General features: G+C 72.9%; 22 protein-coding genes. 10 read left to right on the forward strand and 12 right to left on the reverse strand.

Annotation, left to right across the window (positions count from 1 at the left end; all coding sequences use genetic code 11):
• The first annotated feature begins 771 nt into the window (after nucleotides 1–771).
• The gene (locus AB0L21_RS26045) at nucleotides 772–900 is read left to right on the forward strand and encodes a hypothetical protein (protein WP_365786702.1); all 129 of its coding nucleotides are present in this window, start codon (nucleotides 772–774) and stop codon (nucleotides 898–900) included.
• A 33-nt stretch (nucleotides 901–933) separates the two neighbouring features.
• Nucleotides 934–1,698 carry a hypothetical protein gene (locus AB0L21_RS26050; protein WP_365702235.1) on the forward strand — a complete coding sequence of 255 codons (765 nt, stop codon included), beginning with the start codon at nucleotides 934–936 and terminating at the stop codon, nucleotides 1,696–1,698.
• 161 nt (nucleotides 1,699–1,859) lie between these two features.
• Here AB0L21_RS26050 and AB0L21_RS26055 read toward each other — a convergent pair whose 3' ends face one another.
• Nucleotides 1,860–2,768 carry a hypothetical protein gene (locus tag AB0L21_RS26055; protein WP_365786704.1) on the reverse strand — a complete coding sequence of 303 codons (909 nt, stop codon included), beginning with the start codon at nucleotides 2,766–2,768 and terminating at the stop codon, nucleotides 1,860–1,862.
• Between the two features lie 332 nt (nucleotides 2,769–3,100).
• On the opposite strand from AB0L21_RS26055, the gene AB0L21_RS26060 reads away from it, so the two are divergent.
• Nucleotides 3,101–3,772: a class F sortase gene (locus AB0L21_RS26060; RefSeq protein WP_365702231.1), complete on the forward strand. Its 672-nt coding sequence runs from the start codon at nucleotides 3,101–3,103 to the stop codon at nucleotides 3,770–3,772.
• Between the two features lie 49 nt (nucleotides 3,773–3,821).
• Here the strand turns inward: AB0L21_RS26060 and AB0L21_RS26065 are convergent, their stop codons facing one another.
• Both AB0L21_RS26065 and lysX read right to left on the reverse strand, forming a co-directional pair.
• Complete coding sequence (locus AB0L21_RS26065; RefSeq protein WP_365786706.1) at nucleotides 3,822–4,658, reverse strand: polysaccharide deacetylase family protein; 837 nt, start codon at nucleotides 4,656–4,658, stop codon at nucleotides 3,822–3,824.
• Between the two features lie 95 nt (nucleotides 4,659–4,753).
• Nucleotides 4,754–8,032, reverse strand: a complete 3,279-nt coding sequence (gene lysX / locus AB0L21_RS26070) for a bifunctional lysylphosphatidylglycerol synthetase/lysine--tRNA ligase LysX (RefSeq protein WP_365786708.1) — start codon at nucleotides 8,030–8,032, stop codon at nucleotides 4,754–4,756.
• A 99-nt stretch (nucleotides 8,033–8,131) separates the two neighbouring features.
• Between lysX and AB0L21_RS26075 the strand changes: the two genes are divergently transcribed.
• Both AB0L21_RS26075 and AB0L21_RS26080 read left to right on the forward strand, forming a co-directional pair.
• Entirely contained in the window at nucleotides 8,132–8,611 is a 480-nt protein-coding gene (locus AB0L21_RS26075) for a universal stress protein (protein ID WP_365702225.1), read from the forward strand.
• 512 nt (nucleotides 8,612–9,123) lie between these two features.
• Nucleotides 9,124–10,545 carry an amino acid permease gene (locus AB0L21_RS26080; RefSeq protein WP_365786710.1) on the forward strand — a complete coding sequence of 474 codons (1,422 nt, stop codon included), beginning with the start codon at nucleotides 9,124–9,126 and terminating at the stop codon, nucleotides 10,543–10,545.
• Here the strand turns inward: AB0L21_RS26080 and AB0L21_RS26085 are convergent, their stop codons facing one another.
• Nucleotides 10,546–11,700, reverse strand: a complete 1,155-nt coding sequence (locus tag AB0L21_RS26085; protein ID WP_365702220.1) for a CapA family protein — start codon at nucleotides 11,698–11,700, stop codon at nucleotides 10,546–10,548. It lies immediately after the preceding gene.
• A 239-nt stretch (nucleotides 11,701–11,939) separates the two neighbouring features.
• Between AB0L21_RS26085 and AB0L21_RS26090 the strand changes: the two genes are divergently transcribed.
• From AB0L21_RS26090 to AB0L21_RS26105, 4 genes are all read left to right on the forward strand, one after another.
• Entirely contained in the window at nucleotides 11,940–12,488 is a 549-nt protein-coding gene (locus tag AB0L21_RS26090) for a sigma-70 family RNA polymerase sigma factor (protein WP_365702218.1), read from the forward strand.
• 150 nt (nucleotides 12,489–12,638) lie between these two features.
• A complete protein-coding gene (locus AB0L21_RS26095) occupies nucleotides 12,639–13,154 on the forward strand; it encodes a hypothetical protein (protein ID WP_365702216.1) in 516 nt (171 codons plus the stop codon).
• A gap of 151 nt (nucleotides 13,155–13,305) precedes the next feature.
• The gene (locus AB0L21_RS26100) at nucleotides 13,306–13,959 is read left to right on the forward strand and encodes a zf-HC2 domain-containing protein (RefSeq protein ID WP_365786712.1); all 654 of its coding nucleotides are present in this window, start codon (nucleotides 13,306–13,308) and stop codon (nucleotides 13,957–13,959) included.
• Between the two features lie 78 nt (nucleotides 13,960–14,037).
• Nucleotides 14,038–14,616 carry a hypothetical protein gene (locus AB0L21_RS26105; protein WP_365702212.1) on the forward strand — a complete coding sequence of 193 codons (579 nt, stop codon included), beginning with the start codon at nucleotides 14,038–14,040 and terminating at the stop codon, nucleotides 14,614–14,616.
• Nucleotides 14,617–14,625: 9 nt separating this feature from the next.
• On the opposite strand, the gene AB0L21_RS26110 is transcribed toward AB0L21_RS26105, so the two are convergent.
• The 3 genes from AB0L21_RS26110 to AB0L21_RS26120 all read right to left on the reverse strand — a co-directional run bounded on the left by AB0L21_RS26110 (nucleotide 14,626) and on the right by AB0L21_RS26120 (nucleotide 19,014).
• Nucleotides 14,626–15,489, reverse strand: a complete 864-nt coding sequence (locus AB0L21_RS26110) for a DNA-formamidopyrimidine glycosylase family protein (RefSeq protein WP_365702210.1) — start codon at nucleotides 15,487–15,489, stop codon at nucleotides 14,626–14,628.
• 39 nt (nucleotides 15,490–15,528) lie between these two features.
• A complete protein-coding gene (locus tag AB0L21_RS26115; RefSeq protein ID WP_365786714.1) occupies nucleotides 15,529–17,613 on the reverse strand; it encodes a SpoIIE family protein phosphatase in 2,085 nt (694 codons plus the stop codon).
• A gap of 111 nt (nucleotides 17,614–17,724) precedes the next feature.
• Complete coding sequence (locus AB0L21_RS26120) at nucleotides 17,725–19,014, reverse strand: DUF6777 domain-containing protein (protein ID WP_365786716.1); 1,290 nt, start codon at nucleotides 19,012–19,014, stop codon at nucleotides 17,725–17,727.
• Nucleotides 19,015–19,140: 126 nt separating this feature from the next.
• Here AB0L21_RS26120 and AB0L21_RS26125 point away from each other — a divergent pair, with 126 nt between their 5' ends.
• On the forward strand, nucleotides 19,141–20,562 hold the full coding sequence (locus AB0L21_RS26125) for a lipase maturation factor family protein (RefSeq protein WP_365786718.1): 1,422 nt from the start codon (nucleotides 19,141–19,143) through the stop codon (nucleotides 20,560–20,562).
• On the opposite strand, the gene AB0L21_RS26130 is transcribed toward AB0L21_RS26125, so the two are convergent.
• The 5 genes from AB0L21_RS26130 to AB0L21_RS26150 are packed head-to-tail and all read right to left on the reverse strand — an operon-like array spanning nucleotide 20,550 to nucleotide 24,772.
• On the reverse strand, nucleotides 20,550–21,389 hold the full coding sequence (locus tag AB0L21_RS26130) for an amidohydrolase family protein (RefSeq protein ID WP_365786720.1): 840 nt from the start codon (nucleotides 21,387–21,389) through the stop codon (nucleotides 20,550–20,552). The genes AB0L21_RS26125 and AB0L21_RS26130 overlap by 13 nt on opposite strands.
• Nucleotides 21,386–21,700, reverse strand: a complete 315-nt coding sequence (locus AB0L21_RS26135) for an L-rhamnose mutarotase (RefSeq protein ID WP_365702200.1) — start codon at nucleotides 21,698–21,700, stop codon at nucleotides 21,386–21,388. Before AB0L21_RS26135 ends, AB0L21_RS26130 begins: the two co-directional genes overlap by 4 nt.
• Nucleotides 21,697–22,665, reverse strand: coding sequence for an aldo/keto reductase (locus tag AB0L21_RS26140; RefSeq protein WP_365786721.1), 969 nt, complete (start codon nucleotides 22,663–22,665; stop codon nucleotides 21,697–21,699). The genes AB0L21_RS26135 and AB0L21_RS26140 overlap by 4 nt, the downstream gene beginning before the upstream one ends.
• Nucleotides 22,662–23,435 carry an SDR family oxidoreductase gene (locus tag AB0L21_RS26145; protein ID WP_365786723.1) on the reverse strand — a complete coding sequence of 258 codons (774 nt, stop codon included), beginning with the start codon at nucleotides 23,433–23,435 and terminating at the stop codon, nucleotides 22,662–22,664. The genes AB0L21_RS26140 and AB0L21_RS26145 overlap by 4 nt, the downstream gene beginning before the upstream one ends.
• Nucleotides 23,432–24,772: an L-fuconate dehydratase gene (locus AB0L21_RS26150; protein ID WP_365702194.1), complete on the reverse strand. Its 1,341-nt coding sequence runs from the start codon at nucleotides 24,770–24,772 to the stop codon at nucleotides 23,432–23,434. Before AB0L21_RS26150 ends, AB0L21_RS26145 begins: the two co-directional genes overlap by 4 nt.
• Between the last annotated feature and the right edge of the window lie 11 nt (nucleotides 24,773–24,783).

Raw genomic sequence — 24,783 nt, forward strand, 5'->3', positions numbered from 1 at the left:
CCCATTATCGCCTGGATATTGCAGCGCCCTGATGTGCCGCCGCACGGCCATGGGTACGCACCGGAGGGGCCCGGGTGTTCAACGGCGGCCGGAATTTCTTTCCGGATCCTGTGCGGCACCGGGGCCGGGGCGGGCACACCCAGGGACATATGGTGCGATAGAGGACTCTTCCGCTCGTGAAACCTCTGATCACCTCATCTCCTCCTTTCGAAGCAATCTCGGCCCACTGCGGGGTAGGGCGGCCTTCCGCGTCTCATGATCTCGGTCGTGCCTGGACCCGAAGTGACCCGATGCGCGCCCACCACACGGGTGTTGGCCCTGTTGACGCTGACCTGGGCCCTGGTGGGCTGTCCGGCCGGCAGCGCGTCGGCCGACGCCTGCGCGTACGCCTCCACGGGCCCGGACGGCACGGTGGCGGTGGCCCATGCCGGCGGCCACCACTGGCCGGACCCGCCCTGTCCGAAGCCGCCCCCGCCCCCGCCACCGTGTCCACCGACGCCGACGCCCACCCCCACCCCCACACCGACCCCGCCGCCGAAGCCGACGCCTCCGCCCGCACCGACGCCGACTCCGACGCCGAAACCGCCACCCCGGCCGACGCCGAAACCGCCGCCGAAACCAGCCCCCACGCGGCGACCGCCCGCCCGGCCCGCTCCAGCGCCCCCGGCTCCCCCGGCTCCCCCGGCACCCCGGCCGACACCCACCCCCACGCCGCCGAGACCCACGCCGAGGCCGGCACCCAAGCCCGTCCCACGGCCCTCCGTGACCCCGGTGACCTACCCGGCGAACCACCCCCACGCCATCAGCCGCCCCACGCGCGGCCACACCTCCCCCGTCACCTACGTCCTGCTCATCACCGTCCCCGCGATCGTCGCCGTCGCGGCGCTGCGCCCGCGCTGACGCGCCGGCCCCCTCACTCCCTGGAGGCATCAGTTGTCGGATTGGCTTGTTCTCGTCCTCGCGATGCTGGGGGCCTGCGCCGTGGTGGTGGTCATCACGCTGCTACGGCACCGGACGGCCGCCGAGGACGAGGATCCCAGCGAGACCCCGGACGTCATCGAGTACATGACGATGTGGATCGGCGTCGTCTACGCCATCGTCCTGGGCCTGGCCATCGCGGGCGTGTGGGAGGCGCGCAACACCGCCCAGGACCACGTGCAGACCGAGGCCCAGGCGCTGCACGAGATCTCGGAGAGGGTCCGGGTCTACCCGCCGGACGTCCGGGACGGGATCCGCGGGGACGTCAACGCCTACGTCGGTTACGTCGTCCACACCGAGTGGCGGACGATGGCGGACGACGAGCGGGTCACGGACCGCGGCACCGAACTGCTGCACAAGGTCCGGGAAGCCGTCACCGACTACCAGCCGAAGAACGACTTCGAGGCGCAGGCCTACCAGCCGCTGCTGGACCAGATGGCCACCGCCGACCAGGCGCGCAACGCGCGCGCCGACTCCACCGGGGCCACCATGCCGCCGGTCGTGTGGTGGGGGCTGTTCACGGGCGCGCTGATCACCGTCGGCATGGTGTTCGCGCTGCAGATCCGGCGCACGGGGCGCGAACTGGTTCTGGCCGGGCTGTTCTCCGCGACCATCGCCTTCATGCTGTTCCTCATCTGGGACTTCGACGCGCCCTACAGCCGGGGCATCGCGGTGACCGCGGAGCCGTTCCAGAGCCTGTTCCCGGGCATCACCGGGTAACTCCGGCCGCCCCGCCCGAGCGGCCTCTTCCGCTCGACCGGGACGGCAGCCACGGCAGGCCTTCGCCCCCGCTTCCGCGAGGGACCGGGGCGAAGGCCTGTCGACGTGCGTGTGCTCGGGGGCGGGGACGGATCCGGTGGCCTCGGCGGCGCACCGGGGGCTCAGGCGCGCTTGTCGTGCCGGCGGCGCAGCCAGAAGGCACCACTGCCGAGCACGGCCGCGCCCACGAGGCCGCCTCCGATGGCCATGTCGGTGGGTGTCGCGCCGCTGGTCCTGCTTCCGCCGAAGCCGCCGTTGACGCCGCCGATGACGCTGAAGGCCCCGCGGCGGGTCAGGGTGCGGCCGTCACAGCGGACGGTGACGTCGTACCGGCCGCGGCGGGCGTCGCGGTCGACGGTGGCGACACCCCGCGCGGTGTCGTCGCGGAACCGTTCCAGCTCGATGGTGCCGAAGGCGTCGGAACTCGCCGTGCCGCCCCGGCAGCCGTTCACGATGATGGTGAGGTGACCCCCGGCCGACACGATGTCGGGCGTGACGAAGATGTCGCGCGAGTTGCCGAAGTCGTCGCCACGGCCCCCGAACCCGTCTCCGCCGAATCCGTTCCCGCGGCCGAAGTCGTCTCCGCGTCCGTTGCCGAAGCCCTCGCCCCCTCGGCCGTTGCCTTCGCCCCCACGGCCGTTGCCGTGTCCTTCGCCGCCACGGCCGTTGCCTTCACCGCCACGGCCGTTGCCGTTGCCGTTGAAGTTCCCGTTCCCGTTCCCGTTCCCGTGGCCGTTTCCGTTCCCGTTCCCGTTGAAGTTCCCGTTGCCATTCCCGTTGAAATGGCCGTTCCCGTTGACGTTCCCGTTCCCGGGGAAGACGCCGTTCCCGGGCAGGACGCCGTTCCCGGGGAGGACGCCGTTCCCACTGAAGGTGCCGATGTTGCCGGTACCGGGCACGATGACCGTGGTGTTGTCGGTGCCGCTCGGCCCGCCCCCGTTGCCCATGCCGTCCGCGACGGCGTCAGGGGCGGCGAGCCCGAGCACGGCGACCGCGGTGCACGCCGCCGCCAGGGCGCGTTGGTTGCGCATGTGATCCTCCGCGGGAGGCACCCCGGGTCCCGTCCCCGGTGGATCGGCGAGAAAACACCTCCCGGGTAGACCCTCAGACGCGCAGAACACGCCCGCATGTCGAGAATGGTCCGTCCTGGTGAGCCGACACACCGACGGACAACCACACAATCGGATATTGCCGCAGGTCACGGACCGTCAGAAATTTCCTGGAAACGGCAACTCGGATGGCGCACCGGCCGGGTGCGAGGCCACCCGTTCGCCGTTCGGCCCGTCGCCCGCCGCACGCGCGGGACTTAGCGTTTTCCCATGCGCGAGGGACGTGGCGAGGCCCGCGCCGAAAGGGGTGACGAATGTCTGCGTCCAAGCTGGCCCAGCTTGCCGAAGAGGAGGAGCGGCGGAGGAAGCGCGCCCCGTGGGGCGTGATAGCGCTTGTTCTGCTGACCGGCCTGGCGCTCATTCGCAATGGTTCGGGGGAATTCGACGTCGGCCCGCCGCAGCCCGCCACCGCGGCGGCCCCGGACAGCCGCGCCACCCTCGGCACCTTCGCACCGGCACCCGCCCCCCTGCCGTTCTCCCCCGTGCAGCGGGTCCGGATCCCGGCGATCCGGGTGGACGCGCCCGTCGTCCAGGTCGGGCTGGACGCGGACGGCTGGGTCGCCGCTCCGCCGCCGGAGAACCCGGGCCTCGCCGGCTGGTTCACCGGCGCCGTGTCCCCGGGGGAGAAGGGCACCGCGGTCATCGTCGGACACGTCGACAACAAGCAGGGCCCCGCCGTGTTCTACGGCCTCGGAGCGCTGAAGAAGGGAAACCAGGTCGAGGTCCTGCGCCAGGACGGAAAGACCGCCGTGTTCGAGATCTACGGGGTCGAGGTCTTCGAGAAGAACAACTTCCCGGGCGACCGGGTGTACGGCTCGAAGGGGGCACCGGAACTCCGGGTCATCACCTGCGGCGGCGGTTTCTCGAAGCAGAACGGCTACGACGGGAATGTCGTGGTCTTCGCCCGCCTGGCCGGGGTCGTCTGAACCACCGCGGCCCGGCGGGCGAAAGAGGAGCTGGTACGGACGGAAGGCGTCACACGCGCCGGCGCGGCACGGTGAGGCGGTATCCGGAGTCGATCAGATAGGGCAGCCACTCGCGGATCGCGCGGACGGTCTGCGAGCGGTCGCCCCCGGCGTCGTGGGAGAGCACCACGACACCGGGGGCGGCGCCGCTCTCCACCTGGTCGATGATGGTGCCGATGCCGGGCTCCATCCAGTCGGTGGTGTCCACGGTCCAGGCCATCGGTTCCATGCCCATCTCCGCGCCCAGCTGGAACGCGGCGCGGTTCCAGGCGCCGTAGGGAGCGCGGAACCACTGCGGGCGCATGCCGTAGGCGTCCTCGATGGCGTCGCTGGTGCTCTCCATCTCGGAGCGGATCTCACGGCGGTTCAGCTCGGTCAGCAGGGGGTGCGTCCAGGTGTGGTTGCCGACGACATGGCCCTCGTCGGCCATCCGGGCCAGCAGTTCCTTGTTCCGCACGACGCACTCGCCGCAGACGAAGAACATCGCCCGTACGTCGTACTTGGCGAGGGTGTCGAGGATGTGCGGGGTGTACGCCGGGTTGGGGCCGTCGTCGAAGGTCAGCACCATGTGCCGGCCGCTTCCGGAGACCCGCAGGATGGGTTCCTTGCGCACCTTCAGCCTGCGGGGCGCGGCGCGCGGCGGTCCGTCTCCGGTGAGCGGCTGGAGCCGGAAGGCGGAGGGCTTGAGCGCCTGGCGGGCCTGCGGGCCGGCGACGGGGGCCGCGGCGCTCCGGGCGGTCTCCTCGCCGCCTTGCGCCAGGACGGCTCCGGCGGTGCCCGCGGCTCCCAGGGCGGCGACGCCGGCGAGGAGCATCCGGCGCCGCGTGAACAACTGATCCTTCTGCATGACCCATCAGTCGCCCCACCGGGCTCCGGCGCACCACAACGGCACCGGTGCGGCGGCGGTAATACACCCGGACAGCGCAGTGGGCGTCAGACGTCTCAGCGGCGGCGCACGAGCGGGAAGGGCAGTGTCTCGCGGATCGTCAGACCGGTGAGGAACATGACGACCCGGTCGACGCCGAGGCCGAGGCCGCCGGTCGGGGGCATGGCGTAGGCGAGGGCCTGGAGGAAGTCCTCGTCCAGTTCCATGGCCTCCGGGTCGCCGCCGGCGGCGAGCAGCGACTGCTCGGTGAGCCGGCGGCGCTGCTCGACGGGGTCGGTCAGCTCGGAGTAGGCGGTGCCGAGTTCGGTGCCGAAGGCGACGAGGTCCCAGCGTTCGGCGAGCCGCGGGTCGGTGCGGTGCCGCCGGGTCAGGGGGGAGACGCCGGTCGGGAAGTCCTTGTAGAAGGTGGGCGGTCCGGTCATGTGCTCGATGAGCCGCTCGTACATCTCCAGCACGACGTCACCGGGCCCGTCGTCCGCGGTGTACGGCACTCCGGTGCGGTCGCACAGCCGGTGCAGCCGCAGCAGTTCGGTGCCGGGGCCGATCTCCTCGCCGAGCGTCTCGGAGAGCGCCCCGTACACGGTCCTGACGGGCCAGGTCCCGGAGATGTCGTGCTCCGCGCCGTCCCTGCGGGCGACCGGGGAGCCGAAGGCGGCGGACGCGGCGCCCTGGATCAGTTCACGGGCGAGGTCGAGCATGACGTCGTAGTCGGCGTGGGCCTGGTAGGCCTCCAGCATCGTGAACTCGGGGTTGTGCTTGTAGGAGACGCCCTCGTTGCGGAAGGCGCGGCCCAGTTCGAAGACCTTCTCCAGGCCGCCGACGCACAGCCGCTTCAGGTACAGCTCGGGGGCGATGCGCAGGTACAGGTCGAGGTCGTAGGCGTTGATGTGGGTGGTGAAGGGGCGGGCGTTGGCGCCGCCGTGGACCTGCTGGAGCATCGGGGTCTCGACCTCCAGGTAGCCGCGGTCCAGCAGCCCCTGGCGCAGGGCCTGGACGGCGGCGGAGCGGGTGCGCAGGACCGCGCGGGCGTCGGGGCTGGTGATCAGGTCCAGGTGGCGTCGGCGGACCTTGGCCTCGGGGTCGGTGAGGCCGCGCCGTTTGTCGGGCAGGGGGTGCAGGCACTTGCCGGTGAGCTGCCAGGAGGTGACGAAGACGGTGGGTTCACCCTTGTCGCTGCGGGCGGCGTGGCCGGTGACGGTGATGTGGTCGCCGATGTCGGTGTCGCGGGTGAAGCGGTCGAGTGCCGGGCCGGAGCCGTTACGGGTGAGGGCGATCTGGTGGCCGCCGGACCAGTCGCGCAGCACGGCGAAGACGATGCCGCCGAAGTCGCGGACCAGCATGACGCGTCCGGCCACGGTGACGTCCGCGCCGGGGGTGACGTCGGCGAGGGCGTGGGTCGGGGCGGGGACACCCACGGGATAGGGGTCGGTGCCGGCGGCGCGCAGCCGGTCGAGGGTGCGGTACCGGACACGGACCTGGTCCGGCAGGCCCGCGTCCGGGGCGGCGGGCCCGGCCCCGTCCCCTCCGGCGAGGCCGGACACCGGCACGGACGGCGGGCCCGCCGTGGTGGCGGGCCGCCGTCCGCTTATCGGGTGCCCTTTTCCCCAGAGTTTGCGCAACGACGGGACGGATACGAAGCCTTCGGCGATGGCGGAGGCGAGGCCGATGCGGGCGAGGGAGGCGGTGTCGCCGTAGCAGAGGAAGCGCGGGTACCACTCGGGGCGGTACTTGGCGTTGGAGCGGTACAGGGCCTCCAGCTGCCACCAGCGGGAGAAGAACAGCAGCAGCCGGCGCCACAGCCGCAGGACCGGTCCGGCGCCGATGCGGGCTCCCTCCTCGAAGACGGACCGGAAGACGGCGAAGTTCAGGGAGACGCGGCGCACGCCGAGTTTCGGCGCGGCCGAGCACAGTTCGGCGACCATGAACTCCATGACCCCGTTGGGGGCGGCCCGGTCACGGCGCATCAGGTCCAGGGAGACGCCCTCGCGGCCCCAGGGCACGAAGGAGAGCAGCGCGAGCAGCCGGCCGTCCTCGCCGAGGGCCTCCACGAGCAGGCAGTCGCCGTCGGCGGGGTCGCCGAGCCGGTCCAGGGCCATGGAGAAGCCGCGTTCGGTCTCGGTGTCCCGCCAGGCGTCGGCCTTGCGGACGATCTCCTCCATCTCGCGTTCGGTGAGGTGCGCGTGGCGGCGGATGCGGCAGACGGCTCCGGTACGGCGGACCCGGTGCACGGCCTGCCGGGTGACGCGCATCTCGCGGCCGGTCAGATCGAATCCCGGAACGCGCAGGATCGCCTCGTCGCCGAGCTGGAGGGCGCCCAGGCCGGCGCGGGCACAGGCGCGGGCGCCGGCCTCGGAGGCGCCCATGACGGCGGGCGCCCAGGCGTGCCGGCGGGCCAGGTCCAGCCAGGCGTCGATGGCGCGCGGCCAGGCCTCCGGATCGCCGACGGGGTCTCCGGAGGCCAGGCACACCCCGGCCTCGACGCGGTAGGTGACGGCCGCCTTGCCGCTGGGCGAGAAGACGACGGCCTTGTCGCGCCGGGTGGCGAAGTAGCCGAGGGAGTCCCGGTCGCCGTACGCCGCCAGCAGGGCGCGGACGCGGGCCTCCTCGTCGCCGTGCAGGGCGGCTTCCAGACGCTGGGAACGGAACAGCGTGGCGGCCCCGTTGAGCAGGGCGAGGGCGCCGAGCAGGCCGAGCACGAAGGTCACCGGGCGCGGTGGGCGGCCGTCGAAGGCGCTGCCCGGGACCAGCCCGCCGCACACCCGGGCGGCGGCCCAGGCCAGGTGCTGGCCGGCCGGGAGCGTGCCCGGGAAGAGCAGCACCAGGCCCCAGCCGACCAGGATCGCCACGGCGAGCCCGGCCAGCAGCACGGCGAGGGCCAGCCATACGGCGCCGCGGCGGGAGACGGCGTAGAACTCCCCGCGCGCGAGCACGAGGAGGAGCAGCAGCAGCGCGCACAGCACCAGGGACGGCAGCGACTCGGCGTACAGGCCGACGGCGGTGCCGAGCGCGTCGGTGAGGACGAGCAGGCCGAGATAGACGACGACCAGCCACCAGGCGGCCTTCTTGCGGGCGGCGGTGGCGCCGGCCAGCAGGAACAGGAAGACGGCGTAGGCGAGGTTGTCGCTGAGGGGGACCAGCAGCAGGTCGAGGGCGCGGACCAGCGGGCGGAACGGCCGGCGCAACGGGCTGATGATCGCGAGCAGGGCGCACAGCAGGCCGAGGGCGGCGAAGAGGGTCGCGAAGGCCTCCGGGACCCAGCCGAGGCGTCCGCCGGCGGGCGGGCGTGTCGGTGCCGTGGCGGCCCTCCGTGCGGCGGGCTCCGCGGTGGCGGTCATGGTTCCGACTCTAGGAAGGGCGGCCGTGCCTCGCCCGTCGAGCGGACCCTCGTGAACCGCCGTTCACCAGGAACGGTCGATTCCGATAACCTCTCGACCGTGACGGAACAGCATCACGAGCAGCACTCGCATGCGCACCGGTTCGAGCGGGGCACGGACGGGCCGAAGGTCATCCTGGTCGGCGTGGACGGCTCCGACTCCTCGATGCGCGCCGCCGCGTACGCGGCGGGTCTGGCCCGGCGCCAGCACGCGCTGCTGGCGGTGGTGTACGTGCAGCCGGTGCTGGCGGCCGGGGCGGCGCTCGGGGCGCCGGTGGCGGAGACCACCGACGAGATCGCCGAGGACCTGGTCGCGCAGATCCGCGACGCTGCCGAGCGGCTCAAGGGGACGTTCGAGTTGCGCTGGGAGTTCCACACCTTCCGCGGTGACCCCTACAACGGGCTGGTGAAGGCGGCGGACGAGCTGAAGGCGGACGCGGTGGTGGTGGGCGCCTCGGAACAGGCCGGCCACCGGATCATCGGCTCGGTGGCGGTCCGCCTGGTGAAGACGGGCCGCTGGCCGGTGACGGTCGTGCCGTAGGGAGCGCGGCAGGGGACGCTCCGACGGAGGCCAGCGCCGCGCACGGACCGCCGAGGGAACGGCAGGGGGCTCCGGCAAGGGAGCGCTGGACACGGGCCGCCGGGGAAACGGCAGAGGGCTCCGACAAAGGCGAGCGCCAGACACGCACCGCCGAGGGAACGGCAGAGGGCTCCGACAAAGGCCAGCGCCGGACACGCACCGCCGGGGGGTTGGTGCGTCCGCGCGGTGATCCGGGCGCCCTCGCCCGAGGCCTGGCCACGATCATCACCGGCCGTTCGCGGGGAAGCCCTGCCGGCCGCGCTCGCCGGCTCCCCTGTCGCTCGCGTCCTCGCAGGCGAGCAGACCCGGCGCACCCCGCTCACGGCCCGCGCCCGGGCTCGCCGCGCCGCGCGCTCGTCCCACCGGCCGGATCGGGACGCCTGTGGGCCGTGCGTGGCGCCTTCCCTGGCGCTCTTCGCTGAGCCATCATGATCCGCCGTCAGCCGTTTGCCGTCGGCGAAGAGGTGAGGCCCATGGACAGGCTCCGTGCGGGTGAGGGGATTCTCCGCCGCAAACCCATCGAGCACATCGAGGAGACGGAGGTCGGCGAGGGCACCCGGCTGGACAAGTCGCTGGGGCTCTGGCAGCTGACCGCGATCGGTGTGGGCGGCATCATCGGCGCGGGCATCTTCACGCTGGCCGGCACGGTGGCGAACGGCACGGCCGGGCCCGCGGTGCTGGTGTCGTTCCTGATCGCCGGTGTGGCGAGCGCGTGCGCGGCGCTGTCGTACGCCGAGTTCGCGGGGATGATCCCGAAGGCGGGGTCGGCCTACACGTACGGGTACGCGGTGCTCGGCGAGTTCGCGGGCTGGTTCATCGGCTGGGACCTGCTGCTGGAGTACACCGCGATCGTGGCGGTGGTGGCTATCGGCATCTCCGGCTACTTCAGCTTCCTGGTGGAGCAGATGGGCGCCGACCTGCCGCAGTGGATGCTGGGCGCGCCCGGTACCGGGGCCGGGCACCGGGTCGACCTGTTCGCGGCCCTGCTCTGTCTGCTGATCGCCTGGCTGCTGAACCAGGGCATCCGCAGCGCGGCCCGCTTCGAGACGTTCGTGGTCGCGCTGAAGGTGCTGGTGGTGCTGCTGGTGATCGGGGTGGGCGTGTTCCACATCAACACGGGCAACTACCGCCCGTTCTTCCCGTTCGGCATCAGCGGTGCGTTCACCGGCGCCGCGACGGTGTTCTTCGCCGTGTTCGGCTACGACGCGATGTCGACGGCGGCCGAGGAGTCGAAGGACGCCCAGCGGCACATGCCGAAGGCGATCATCTACTCGCTGGTGATCTCCATGGTGCTGTACGTGGCGGCCTGTCTGGTGCTGACGGGCATGCAGAACTACAAGGACATCGACAAGGAGAGCGGCTTCTCCACGGCGTTCAAGTCGGTCGGTCTGGACGCGCTGGCCGACGTGATCGCGGTCGGGGCGATCATCGGCATCCTCACGGTGATGTTCACGTTCATGCTGGGCGTGACCCGGGTGTGGTTCTCGATGTCCCGGGACGGACTGCTCCCCCGGTGGTTCGCGAAGACGCACCCGACGCGGCACGTGCCGACCCGGGTGACCTGGATCGTCGGGCTGGCCTCGGCCGTCATCGCCGGGTTCGTGCCGATCGGCGAGGCGGCCGAGCTGACCAACATCGGCATCCTGCTGGCGTTCGTGGTGGTGTGCACGGCGGTGATCGTGCTGCGCTACCGGCAGCCGGAGCTGCCGCGCACCTTCCGGACGCCGGGGATGCCGGTCGTGCCCGCCCTGGGGGTCCTCTTCTCGATCTGGCTGATCACGTTCCTGCAGTGGCAGACCTGGGTGCGGTTCGCGGTGTGGTTCCTGATCGGCTGCGGGATCTACTTCGGCTACTCCTACCGCCGCTCGGTGCTGGCGGAGCGGCCGGCCCCGTAGTCACTCCGCCATGACCAGGCCGTCCTGCCCGGCGCCCCGGCTGAGCACCACGTCCCTGATCCGGTCGCGCACCCCCTCCAGTTCGGCGCCCTCGGCGATGGCCTTGTTGAGGTCGACGACCCGGCCGGCGTCGAGGTCGTACAGCTGCGGGACGAACTCGGCCCTGGTGACCCGCCAGGCCTCTCCGGGCCGGGCGGGCGGGGCGAAGGTGAAGCGGCCGAGGGTGGACTCGTTGCCCCGCGAATCCTTGTCGCCCTCGCCGTTGTACATCTCGCCGGCGATCTGGTCGCCCATCCCGTAGATCACCCAGGTGCCGTTGACCTTCTCGTAGGCCTGCGGAACGTGGGCGTGGGTGCCGAGGATCAGGTCGATGTCCGGGCGGCCGGCCGTGGCCGAGGAGGTGAGCCGCTGGGCGAGGGTGAGCTGCTGCCGGTCGGGTTCGTCCTGCCATTCGGTGCCCCAGTGCACGGAGAGCACCACAACGTCGGCGCCGGCCCGCCGGGCCGCACGGGCGTCGGCGATCATCCGGTCGGCGTCGATCAGGTTCACCGCCCAGGGCTGTCCGGGCGGCATCGCGTTGCCGTTGGTGCCGAAGGTGTACGACAGGTGGGCGACCTTGGCCGAGCCCGTCCGCAGGATCGTGACCGAGCGGGCCTCGGCCTCGTTGCGGGCGGTCCCGGCGTGCCGGAGGCCGGCCCGGTCCATGGCGTCGAGGGTGCGCCGGATACCGGCGGCGCCGTCGTCCAGGGCGTGGTTGGAGGCGGTGGAGCAGCCGTCGTAGCCGGTGGCGGCGAGGCCCTGGGCGATCTGCGGCGGGGACTTGAAGTCGGGGTAGCCGGCGTAGTCGCCGTCGGCGCCGTAGACGGTCTCCATGTGACACAGCGCCAGATCGGCGCGGGAGACGACCGGTTCGACGCCGGCGAGCATCGGGCGGAAGTCGTGGCCGCTGCCGCCGGCGTCGAACGAGGCCCGCTCGATGACGGAGGTGTGCGGCAGCACGTCTCCGGAGGCGACGAGGGTGAAGCCGTCCGCGGCGGCGGGCGCGGAGCGTCCCTGCGCGCCGGACTCCCGGCGCTGGTTCTGACAGGCGGCTCCGGCCGCGAGGACGGCGGTCAGGGCCAGGGCCAGGGCCACCTGCTGTCTGCGTCCGATCATCAACTCACCCCAGGATTGTCGTATATACAGACGAAGCCGTGACGGGCATATGGGTATGAATCTGACGAGTCGGATAAACAGTCCGGGAGCTGTCCTTAGCCCGTCCGGGGTGCGGACGTACCGCTCGCCCGGGTCCTGACGTACCGCTCGTCCGACCGTTCGCCGACGCGTTCGACCGTCCGTCGCACAACCGGGTCCGCCCCCTGTCCGCCGGCCGCGCCCTGCGCTGCCATACGGCCATGACGGCCGGAACCTCACTCACCCCCGGGACGACGACCGCCGAGCACGAGCTGGCCGCGCTCCAGCGCGAGCACGGCGGACCCCTGTTCGCCCTGCTGTTCAGGCTCTGCGACGGAGACCGGCAGCGCGCCGAGGACCTCGTCCAGGAGACCCTGGTGCGCGCCTGGCAGCATCCGGAGGCGCTGCACGCCGACGGCTACGACTCCGTACGGCCCTGGCTGCTCACCGTGGCCCGGCGGCTCGCGATCGACGCCCGGCGGGCCCGGCAGGCCCGACCGCCCGAGATCGGCGACGAGGTCCCCGAGAACGCGCGGGTGACCGCCGACCACGCCGAACGGGCCGCCGCGGTGCTCGACGTCCGCGAGGCTGTGAAGACACTCACGCCGGAACACCGTGACGTGCTGGTACTCGTGTATTTCCGCGGGGCCAGTGTGGCGGAAGCGGCGCAGACCCTGGGGATTCCACCCGGTACCGTGAAATCCCGGGCGTACTACGCGTTGCGCGCCCTGCGCCGGGGCCTTCCGGGCTATGCGGCCGACCTGCGATGAAACCGGAAGCCGGGTCAAGCCTCGGTAAAGCGCCTTGCTGCGGCCCCCGTTCGGGCATGGGCTGTCCTCATCCGCGTTCCGGCGGGGACCGGGGCCGCAGTCCCGACGGGGCCCGGGCGACGCGCACGCACCGGAGGAAGGCAGGAAGGGATGCTGCACAGAGGTCACGAGAGCACGGACGGCGCCGACGGCGATGAACTGGCCGTTCCGATGGCCTGGTTGTACGCCGAGTACATCGCCGACGAACTGCTGCGCACCGGTGATCTGATGCCACCGACGTCCTTCGAGTTCCGGGCCGGCCGGGACGCGCTGGCGCTGACCGTCTTCCTGTCCGACACCGACGGGGAGCTGTCCGGCATCCGGGTGATCTCCCAGCTGGAGAACTGGCTGTCGCTGACCGCCTACGACCAGCCGTGGCGGGACTGGGTGCGGGAGCGCATGGCCGAGCTGACGGAGCGGGCGGCCGGCTCCGGCACGCCCTGCCCCGACCTGGCGCTGGCGGCGGACGCCTGGCGCTGGCTGGAGGAGACCGAACTGCTCGCGCCGGACCTGGACGCGGTGCCGGGCGGCGGGGCGGTGTCCGGGGAGGACGAGGGGCCGAAGGTGTGGACCCCGGCCTGGCGGCTCGGGTTGCCCCTCGGGCACCTCGCGATCCACCTCTTCTGAACCTTCCGGAATTCACACCAATCCGCGGGCCGGGCCGCTCCGAATCTCTTGTCCGCGATTCTGCGCGCGGCTTGAGTGATTCGGCGGTCGGCTGCGTACGGGTGGGAGCAACGAGTAACCCTTCCCCCACCCTTCGGCACGAGGATTCGGCATGAGGTCCCTGGAAAGGCATCGCGACGTCGGCGCGTACGCGCTCGGCGTGCTGGACGAGGCGGAGGCCTTCCGCTTTGAGGACCACCTCATGGAGTGCCCTCGGTGCGCGGCACACGTGACCGAATTCGGGCCCACGACCCGGCAGTTGATGCTGTACCGCCGGGCCACGCCGCGCCTCGTGCACCCCATGGCACAGCCCGGCCCCCGGCTGCTGGACCGACTGCTCGGCGAGCTGGCGCACCTGCGGCGGACGCGGCGCCGCCGGTTGCTGTACGGCCTGGCCGCCTCCGTGGTGCTGGCCGTGGCCGGTCCCGGGATCGTGGCGTTCGCCGGCCACACGGACCCGGCCGCGCAGGCCGTCGCGGCGACCGATCCGGACACCGGGGTGTGGGCGCGGGTCACCTCGGCGGAGGAGGACTGGGGCAGCGATCTGCGGCTGGAGGTCAGGGACGGCTCCGGGGCGCACACCTGCCGGCTGGTCGCGGTCGGCCGCGACGGCACGGAACAGGTCGTCGCAGGCTGGACCAACACGGGTGACGGCACCCGGCCCACGACCGCGATGGGCGCCGCCGCGATGCACCCGGACCAGATCGCCCGGTTCGAGGTCCGCACGGAGGACGGGAAACGGCTGGTCACGGTACGGGCACAGTGACCGCACCGGGACTTGACCGAAGATTCACATTAGGTAAGCCTTACCTGAGTTTTGCTGTGAGTCTTCCAGGAGCCGTCTGTGTCCGCACGTCCCGAGTCCCCCCTGTCCCCGCAGACGCCCCCCGCGTCGCGGCTCGGCCTGTACGACAGCTGGTGGACGGTCGGCGCGGCGGCACTGGGCGTCTGCCTGAGCCTCGCGGCCTGCGCCTGGGTCTCCCTCCATCTACGGGTGGACGCCACCCTGCACACCGCGGCGCTCTTCGTGCACCTCGCCTCCTTGGTGCTCGGCTTCGGCGCCGTCCTGGCCGCCGACTACCACGCCCTGCTCTGGCTGACCGGCCGCTGCTCGCTGACCGACGCCCTGAACGGCACCCACCGGCTGCACGTGCCGATCTGGGCCGGGCTCGCCGGGCTGGTGGCCAGCGGGGTCCTCCTCCACCCCGACCTGGGCGCCACCCTCACCCGGGTCAAACTCGCCCTGGTGCTCGGGCTCACCCTCAACGGCCTGCAGGCCGGACTGCTCGCCCGGCGCATGCGGGCACGGCGGGACGGGTCCGTCGCGCCACGCCTGCTCGTCCGAGGCGCCGCCACGGCTCTGGTGTCCCAGGTGTGCTGGTGGGGAGCGGTGGTCATCGGCTTCCGCAACAGCCAGAGCTGAGCCCCGGGCTCATTTCAGCAGGCGGGACAGCCGGCGGTCGGCCAGGGGCTTGCCGCCCGTCTGGCAGGTGGGGCAGTACTGGAGCGAGGAGTCGCTGAAGGAGACCTCGCGGATGGTGTCGCCGCACACCGGGCACGGTTCGCCGGTGCGGCCGTGGACGCGCAGGCCGCTCTTCTTCTCCGCCTTCAGCCGCCCTGCGGCCACGCCCCGGGAGCGCTCGACCGCCTCGGTGAGCGTGTCGCGCAGCGCCTCGTACAGCCGGTGGGTCTCCTCCGGGGTGAGGGAGGCGGCCAGTTTGAACGGGGACATCTTCGCGGCGTGCAGGATCTCGTCGCTGTAGGCGTTGCCGACGCCCGCGATCAGCGACTGGTCGCGCAGGGCACCCTTCAGCTGCCTCCGTTCGCCCCGGAGCAGGGCGGCGAAGCGGTCCTCGTCGAAGTCGCCGGCGAGCGGATCCGGGCCGAGGCGGGCGATGCCGGGCACCTCTTCCGGGTCGCGGACGACGTACACGGCGAGGCGCTTCTGGGTGCCCGCCTCGGTCAGGTCGAAGCCCTCGCCGGTCTCCAGCGCCACGCGCAGCGCCAGCGGGCCCTTCCCGGGCTTCGGCGGGCCGTCCGGCAGCCGGTCCTTCCACTGGAGCCAGCCCGCGCGGGCCAGATGGGCCACCAGATGCAGCCCGCCGTCCGTCTCGACGTCCAGGAACTTGCCGTGCCGGCGCACGGCCGTCACCTCGGCTCCCTCCACGGCGGTGACCGGGGGGTCGTACGTCTTCAGGACGCTGATGGCCACGGGCAGCACCCGCACCATCCGCCGTCCGACCAGGTGCTCGGTGAGGAAGTCCGTCAGCGCTGCTACCTCGGGCAGTTCGGGCATACGTCCAGAGTGCCATCCGGCACCGACAACGCCCTGCCGTCACTCCCGGACCGGTGGCCACGGCACCCGGAACTCGCACCACACCGCCTTGCCGCCGCCCCGTGCCTCCACGCCCCAGCTGTCGGCGAGCCGTTCCACGAGGACCAGGCCGCGGCCGGAGACACCGATCTCGCCCGCGTCGCGGCGCCGCGGCAGGGCGCTGGAGCAGTCCTCGACCTCGATGCGCAGCCTGCGGTCGCCGCCGTCCAGGGCCCGCAGGGTGACGATCGCGGAGCCCTCGGTGTGCATCAGCGCGTTGGTGATCAGCTCGCCGGCGACCAGCTCGATCTCGTCGGCGAGGTCGTGGGCGCCCCAGGCGCGGACCGCGGCCTGGATCATGTGCCGGGCCCGGGTGAGGGCCTCCGGGTCGCCGGGCGCCACATGCTGCCGGAGCCGGCCGCCGGGCCGCGTGGCCTCCCGGCTGCGGCGACGCAGCAGAAGCAGGGCCACGTCGTCGTCGCCGCCCCGCTCCTCGGCCAGCTGGATCAGCCGGTCGGCGAGGTCGCGCACCTCGTGGGGGCCGTCGCAGACGAGGGCCACCAGGCCGCGCATGCCGTCGTCCAGGTCGGTGCCGGGCTGTTCGACCAGCCCGTCGGTGCACAGCAGCAGGGTGTGGCCGGGGTCGAGTTCAAGGGTGGCGACGGGATACTCCAGCCGCCCGAACTCGGCGGACAGGCCGAGCGGCAGCCCGCCCTCGACGCCGATCCGGGCGCAGCTGCCGTCGCTGTGCCGCACCAGCGGGTCGATGTGCCCGGCGCGGACCACCTGGACGACTCCGGTGGACAGGTCCGCCTCGGCGTACAGGCAGGTGGCGAAGCGGTCGGTGTCGAGTTCGTGCAGGAAGACGGAGGCGCGGGCCATCACGGTGGCCGGGGGGTGGCCCTCGGCGGCGTACGCGCGCAGCACGATGCGCAGCTGCCCCATGACGGCCGCCGCGTGCGTGTCGTGGCCCTGGACGTCCCCGATGACCGCGCCGACCCGGCCTCCGGGCAGCGGGATCAGGTCGTACCAGTCGCCGCCGATGTCCCGGCCCAGGGCGGCCGAGCGGTAGCGGACCGCGACGTCGGCGCCCGGGACGCTGGGAATGGTGCGGGGCAGCATGGCCTGCTGGAGGCCCTGGGCGAGGTCCTTCTCCTGTTCGTAGAGCATGGCCCGCATGAGGCTCTGGGCGATGCTGCTGCCGAGCGCGACGAGGACGGCGCGCTCCTCGGCGGAGAAGCCGCGCCGGTCGTCGTAGAGCAGGCCCATCGCGCCGATCGGGCGGGCCTGGGCGATCAGGGGCAGGTAGGCGGCGGAGGTGATGCGCAGGTCGGTGAGGTGCGGCCAGAGGATCGGGTAGCCCTCGGCGAACTCCTCGGGCGACTCGATGAACCGGGGGCTGAGCGTGCGGACGACCTCGCTCATCGGGTACGGCTCGTCGATCCGGGTGACACGGGTCCCGGGGACGGAGGCATCCACGGGTCCCTCGGCCACCAGCCGGATCCGGCCCGCCTCCACCAGGCCCATCACCAGGCTGGCCGCGCCGAGGTGGCGGATGCCGTGGGTGTCCTTGAGGACGTCGATGACGTCCTGGACGCTGCGGGCGTGGGCGAGCGCGGCGGAGATGACCTGGACGACGCTGGTCTGCTGCCGGAACGCCTCGTCCTGGGCGGCCCGGAGGCTGCGGGCCGCGCTGTCGGCGAGTTCGTCGGTGGCATCGCGGACGATGCCGACGACCCGGCGCGGGCGGCCGGTGTCGTCGCGCCGGATGTAGCCCTGGGTGTGCGTCCAGCGCATGGTGCCGTCACGGCAGCGGATGCGGAAGTAGGCGCCGTAGTTCTCGCTGCCGTCCTTGATCGCCCGGGCGACCACGGCGTCGAGCCGGGCGGCCTCCGGCGGCGGCACCCGGACGGCCAGGGTCTCCGGGCGCCCGTCGTACTCCTCGGGCAGCAGGTCGAACACCTCGAAGGCCTGGGCGTCCATGTGGAACAGACCGACGTCCAGGTCCCAGTCGAAGCTGCCCATGCGGTTGAGCGCGAGGATCGGGTCCGGGTGCGCGGGCCAGTCCTCCGGGAGTGACAGGGCGCTCGCTTCCCGGTCGGCCATGGGGCCACCTTGCCAGGAACCGGCCGATTCTTCGACTTGATCGGCGACGTGAGGGGGGCAGCGCCGGGCTCGTGTGCTCGGCGCCGGGCTCGGCGGGCCCCGGGCCCGCGCTCAGCCGCCGGGCTCGCCCGAGGGGCGGGCGGGGACGGTGCCGGTCACGCCGGGCACGGCGGCGGGCGGGTCGTCCGGGATCAGGCCGCCGCCGTCGGGCAGGCCGGGCACGTCGGGCGGGCCGGTGGCGGCGGAGGTGTCCGGGTCGGAGAGGCTCAGGTCGGAGTCGCCCGGATCGGACGCGCCCGGATCCGAGGGGTCCACGGAGAGGTCGAGGGAGAGATCGCGGGCCGGATCGGGCACGGGATCGGGATCGGGGGCGTCCTCGGCAGGCGGCGGTTCCTCCGCCGTCGTCCCGGTGTTCCGGTCCGCGAGGCCGCTGGCGCCGTCCGGGGGATCGCTGCGTGGGTCCGGCACCACGGAGCCGGGCGGGGACGACGGCGTACCCCCCGGGGACCGCTGCGTACCGGACGGGGACGGCGGCGCGGCCGGGCCGCTCTCGCGCGGGCTGGGCCGCCCGGTGACCCGCGGTCCGGCGTCCGCCGGGCCGGACGGAACCGGGCTGGCGGCGGCCCGCGCGGGCGGGGACACGACCCGGTCCCGGCGGACGTCGTGACCGACCCGGCGCTCGATCCAGGTCCTGCTCCTCGCGTCGACGATCGTGATGCTGGTGACGGCCCGGGGCGCCGGGGCCACCACGATCACCTGTTTCGGCTCGTAACCGGCCCAGGGAGTGCCGCGGGCCCCTGCCCCGCCACGGGTCGGCGCGGGCGGCTTGAGCGGGTTGCCGCAGGCGCAGCGGACCCGGGGCACGCCCCGGTCGTCGACCAGTACGGCGGTGCCGGCCTGGAGGACGGCCTGGTAGCGGGCCGCCTGACGGTCACGGTAGGCGTGGTTGGTGACGCGGGTGTCGGCGCCCAGGACGACCGGGGTCAGGCCACGCAGATAGCCGGGGAGCGCCGACCGGGTGACGCCGGCCACCTGGGCGAAGGCGTCGGCCCTGGCCTCGTCCGCCGCCAGACGGCCGATGTGCCGCTCGACGTCGCAGGCGGCGACGCGCGGGGTTCCCCGGTACAGGCCGGGTGTGGCGCCGGACACGGTACGGGCCGCGCGCAGGGGTGCCTCGACTTCGCCGGGCTGGACCCTGGCGGTGCCCCGGGGGGACTCCGGCCGGGAGGCTCCCGTGTCCGTGGAGTCCGTGAAGGGGTCGGGCCCCCGGTCGGTGGCGGCCTCCAGGAAGACCAGCTCGCCCGCCCTGGTCTGCTTGACACCGGCGCCCGCGCAGCCCGCGGCGAGGAGCGCCACCGAGAGCGCCCAGGCCGCGACGATGGATCGGGTGGGTATCCGCACCGCACACTCCGCATCACTGTGGGTGATTACGCCCTATTGTTGGCATTGCTCAGGTTTGGCTGGCAACTCGGGGAACGCCGTGACGACAGCGGCGCCGGTGTCGCCGCAGGGAGGGCGCGCACAGCCGTGGACTGGTTCACCGCACCCGACTACTGGCTGAGCCGGCTGGTCTTCCAGCGGGCTCTGGCCGCCGTGTACCTGGTCGCGTTCCTGACGGCGGCCCTGCAGTTCCGGGCCCTGCTGGGCGAGCGCGGAATGCTGCCGATCCCCCGCCACCTGGCCCGGGTGCGGTTCCGGCACGCCCCGAGCCTGTTTCATCTGCACTACTCCGACCGCTTCTTCGCGGCCTGCGCCTGGACGGGGTGCGCGGTGTCGGCGGCCCTGCTGGCCGGGGCGGACTCGCTGCTGCCGCTGTGGGCCGGGATCCTGCTGTGGCTGGTGCCGTGGGCGCTGTATCTGTCGATCGTCAACGTGGGCCAGACGTGGTACGCGTTCGGCTGGGAGTCGCTGCTGCTGGAGACGGGTTTCCTGGCCGCGTTCCTCGGCAACGGCGAGGTGGCGCCGCCGGTCGTCGTGCTGTTCCTGCTGCGCTGGATCCTGTTCCGGGTGGAGTTCGGCGCCGGGCTGATCAAGATGCGGGGCGACGCCTGCTGGCGGCAGCTGACCTGTCTGGACTACCACCACGAGACCCAGCCGATGCCGGGCCCGCTGAGCTGGTTCTTCCACCATCTGCCCAAGCCGCTGCACCGGGTGGAGGTGGCCGCCAACCACGTCACCCAGCTGGTCGTACCGGTCCTGCTGTTCACCCCGCAGCCGATCGCCTCGGCCGCCGCCGCGCTGATGATCGTCACCCAGCTGTGGCTGGTGCTCTCCGGCAACTTCTCCTGGCTGAACTGGATCACCATCGTGCTGGCCCTGTCCGCGCTCCAGCTGCCGACGACCGCGCCGTCGGTGCCGGCGGCGCCGCTGTGGTACGAGGCGCTGGTGCTCGCGGTCGCCGCGCTGCTGCTCTTCCTGAGCTACCGCCCGGTGGTGAACATGGTCTCCCGCCGGCAGGTGATGAACCGCTCCTTCGACCCGCTGCACCTGGTGAACACCTACGGCGCGTTCGGCAGCGTCAGCCGGGTCCGCTACGAGGTGGTGGTCGAGGGCACACTGGACGACACGCCGCACCCGGACTCGGACTGGCGGGAGTACGCCTTCAGGGGCAAGCCCGGCGATCCCCGCCGCTGGCCGCGCCAGTTCGCCCCCTACCATCTGCGCCTGGACTGGCTGATGTGGTTCGCGGCGCTGTCGCCCGCCTATGCCGGGGAGTGGTTCGGCGGCCTGGTGGAACGCCTGCTGGAGAACGACCGGGACACGCTGCGGCTGCTGCGCCGCTCCCCGTTCCCGCCGGACACCCCGCCGCGCTATGTCCGGGCCCGGCTGTTCCGGTACCGGTACACGACCTGGCGGGAGCTGCGGGAGACGGGGGCGTGCTGGGAGCGGACGTTCGTGCGGGAGTATCTGCCGCCGACACGGCTCGCGGGCGCGGTTCAGAGGTCGTAGACACGGGTCGCGGTGGTCTCGAACAGCGCCGTGCGGTCCGCGTCGCCGAGCCCTGCCGTCAGCTCGCGGGTGAGCGCGTGGACGTCGGTGTACGTCATGGCCAGGGTGCACACCGGCCAGTCCGAGCCGGCCATCAGCCGGGCGGGGCCGAAGGCGTCGAGGGCGGTGTCGACGTACGGGCGCAGGCCGGCGGGGTTCCGGGTGTCCGGGCCGGCCTCGGTGACCAGACCGGACAGTTTGGCGACGGTGTTGGGGAGGGCGGCGAGGGCCCGCAGGCCGGCGGCCCAGGACGCGCGGTCCCCGGAGGCGATGGGCGGTTTGCCCAGGTGGTCGAGGACGAAGGTGAGCTGGGGCAGGGCCCGGGCCGCCGCCGCGCAGGCCGGGAGCTGGTGGGGCTGGACCACGAGGTCGTAGACCAGTCCGGCGTCGGCCACGGCGGCCAGGCCGCGCAGGACGTCGGGCCGCAGCAGCCACTCGGGGTCGGGTTCGCCCTGCACCTGGTGCCGGATGCCCTTGAGGTAGGAGCCGCCGGGGAGCGCGCGCAGCCGGGCCAGTTCGTCGGCGATGCCCGGGCGGGTGAGGTCGGTCCAGCCGACGACCCCGGCGATCAGGTCGTGGGCGGCGGCGAGGGCGAGGAACTCGGGGGTCTCCTCGGGCACGGTGACCGTCTGGACGAGGACGGTCCGGTCGACTCCGGCGGCGCGCGCCTCGGGTTCCAGGTCGGCGACGGTGAAGTTCCTGCGCAGCGGCCGGAGTTCGGGGCCCCGGATCCAGTCCTGGTCGCGGACGGTCAGGTCCCAGACGTGGTGGTGTGCGTCGACGCTCATGGCAGCTCCCATACGACGGGCAGGGTGGCGGCCGCGCCCTCGGCGGAGTAGTCGTGCGCCACGTCGAGCAGGTCCGCCATCCGGGTCTGCCAGGCCGCGTTGACCGGGAGCCGTTCCAGCTCGGCGAGCAGACGGGCGTAGTCCGCGCACTCCAGGACGTGGAAGAGGTCCGTACCGCTGCGCCAGATGGTCCACGACGTCGCCCCGGCGGCGCGGATGGCGTCGGTGAGGTCCTCCGGGACCGCGCGGTGGGCCGCCTCGTACTCGGCGATCCGGTCCGCGCGGACCTTGGTGTGCAGGGCCACTCTCATGACGGTTCCTCCGGGGGCAGCAGGCCGGTCGCGCGCAGTTCCCGCCAGAAGTCGTCCGGCACCGGTGTCGCGAACTGGTCGGCGCAGTCGTGGACTTCGGCCGCCGACCGGGCGCCGGCCAGGACGCTCGCCACGGCCGGGTGGGCGGAGCAGAAGGCGAGGGCGGCGGCGCGCAGGGTGGTGCCGTGGCGTTCGGCGACCTCTTCGATCCGCAGCGCCCGGTCCAGCAACTCCTGGGGCGCCCGGGTGTAGTCGTACGTCGGGCGGCGTGTCGGATCCGCGAGCAGGCCGGAGTTGAAGGCGCCGCCGATGACCACGGACACGCCCCGCCGTACGGCCTCCGGCAGCAGCTCGGTGGCCGCGCTCTGGTCGAGGAGGGTGTAGCGACCCGCGCAGAGCACCACGTCGACGTCCGTGTCACGGACGAACCGGGTCAGCATCTCCGCCTGGTTCATGCCCGCTCCGATGGCGCCCACCACGCCCTCCGAGCGGAGCTTCTCCAGGGCCGGGTAGCCCTCGCGGAAGGCCTCTTCGGCGTGGTCGTCGGGGTCGTGGAGGTAGACGACGTCGACCCGGTCGAGGCCGAGGCGTTCCAGGCTCGCCTCCAGGGTGCGGCGGACGCCGTCGGCGGTGAAGTCCCAGACGCGGCGGTGGGTGGCGGGTACGTCGAAACCGTTGGCCAGGTCGTCGCCGGTGCCGTCGTCCGGCTCCAGGCGGCGGCCGACCTTCGTGGAGACCGTGTAGTCGGCGCGGTCGTACTCCCTCAGGGCCGCGCCCAGACGGCGTTCGGACAGGCCGAGGCCGTAGTGGGGGGCGGTGTCGAAGTAGCGGATGCCGCGCTCCCAGGCCGCCTGTACGGTCGCGTGCGCCTGCTCGTCGCCGACCGGGGTGTAGAGGTTGCCGAGGGCGGCGACGCCGAGGCCCAGGGAGGTGACCTCGACGCCGCCGCGGCCGAGGGCGGTCACCGGTCGGCCGCCGGGCGCAGCCGCAGGCCCTGCATGCCGCCGTCGACGGCGAGGGCGGTGCCGGTGGTGCCGCCGGAGAGGGGGCTCGCCAAGTAGGCGATGGCACCGGCGACTTCGGCGGCGGAGACCAGCCGCCCGGTGGGCTGGCGGGCCTCCAGGGCGGCGCGTTCGGCGGCCGGGTCCTCGGCCGCGTCCAGCAGCCGGCCGATCCACGGGGTGTCCGCCGTACCGGGGTTGACGCAGTTGACGCGGATGCCCTCGCGGACGTGGTCGGCGGCCATGGCGAGGGTCAGGGAGTACACGGCGCCCTTGGTGGCGCTGTACAGGGCGCGCTGCGGAAGGCCGGCGGTGGCCGCGATGGAGCAGGTGTTGACGATCGCCGCGGTGCCCGGGCGGGCGGTGGCGGCGCGGCGCAGGTACGGCAGGCAGGCGCGGGCGGTGCGGACCGTGCCGAGGACGTTGACGTCGAAGACGTGCCGCCACTCGGCGTCGTCGTTGTCCTCGACGGTGCCCTGGGCGCCGATGCCCGCGTTGTTCACCAGGATGTCCAGGCCGCCCAGCGCCTCGGCCGCGTCCTGGACGGCCGTACGCACCGAGGCGTCGTCGGTGACGTCGGCACGCAGCCCGAGGAGCGGCTTCTCCACCGCGGACGGATCCAGGTCGAGGACCGCGACCTGGGCGCCGCGGGCGGCGAGGAGGTCGGCGGTGGCCCGGCCGATGCCGGACGCACCGCCGGTCACCAGGGCCCTCAGTCCCGCGAAGTCGCTCATGCGGCCTGTCCCTTCTGGGTGTCGGGGTCGGCGGCCCAGTAGGTGCCGCCGGGGAACGTGTACCGCACGAGGGACTCCGGGCGCAGGGCGGCGGAGAAGCCGGGCGCGGTGGGTGCCGTGTAGTGGCCGTCGCGGATGACGACCGGGGTGACGAAGTGCTCGTGGAGGTGGTCGACGTACTCGATGACCCGGTCCTCGGTGCTGCCCGAGACGGCCAGGTAGTCGAACATCGACAGGTGCTGGACGAGTTCGCACAGGCCGACCCCGCCCGCGTGCGGGCAGACGGGGACGCCGAACTTGGCGGCGAGGAGCAGGATGGCGAGGTTCTCGTTGACCCCGCCGACGCGGGCCGCGTCGATCTGCACGATGTCGAGGGCGCCGGCCTGGAGCATCTGCTTGAACACGATCCGGTTCTGCACGTGTTCGCCGGTGGCGACCTTCACGGGGCCGACCGCGCGGCGGATCGCGGCGTGACCGAGGACGTCGTCGGGGCTGGTGGGCTCCTCGATCCAGTACGGGGCGAACTCGGCCAGGGCGTTGGTCCAGCGGATCGCCTCGTCCACGTTCCAGCGCTGGTTGGCGTCGATCGCCAGGCGGATCTCCGGTCCGACGACGGCGCGGGCCACCCGGCAGCGGCGGATGTCGTCGTCGAGGTCGGCGCCGACCTTCAGCTTGATCTGCCGGAAGCCGTCGGCGACGGCCTGGGCGGCGAGCCGGCCGAGCTTGTCGTCGTCGTAACCGAGCCAGCCCGGGGAGGTGGTGTAGGCGGGGAAGCCTCGCTCCAGGAGCCGGGCCCGGCGCTCCTCGGCACCCGCTCTGCCGCGCCTGAGCAGGTCGAGGGCGTCCTCGGGGGTGAGGGCGTCGGTGATGTACCGGAAGTCGATCTGCCGGACCAGCCACTCGGGTTCGGCGTCGGCGAGCAGCTGCCACAGCGGCTTGCCGGCCCGCCGGGCGGCGAGGTCCCAGGCGGCGTTGACGACGGCCCCGATCGCCATGTGCATCACACCCTTCTCGGGGCCCAGCCAGCGCAGCTGGCTGTCGGCGATCAGGTCCCGGAAGAGCGAGCCGGGGTCGGCGCACAGCTCCTCGACGTCGCGGCCCAGCACATGGCCCCGCAGCGCGTCGATCGCGGCGACCTGGACGTCGTTGCCCCGCCCGATGGTGAAGGTGAATCCGTGTCCCTCCAGTCCGTCGGCGGCGTCGGTGCGCAGGACGACGTAGGCCGCCGAGTAGTCGGGGTCCGGGTTCATCGCGTCGGAGCCGTCCAGCTCGCGCGAGGTGGGGAAGCGGATGTCGTGGGTGTCGACCGCGATGACGCGGGCGGGGGCGTCGGACACGGAGGCCCTTT

Origin of the sequence: Streptomyces sp. NPDC052721, assembly GCF_040678315.1 — a bacterium.
Lineage (GTDB): Bacteria > Actinomycetota > Actinomycetes > Streptomycetales > Streptomycetaceae > Streptomyces.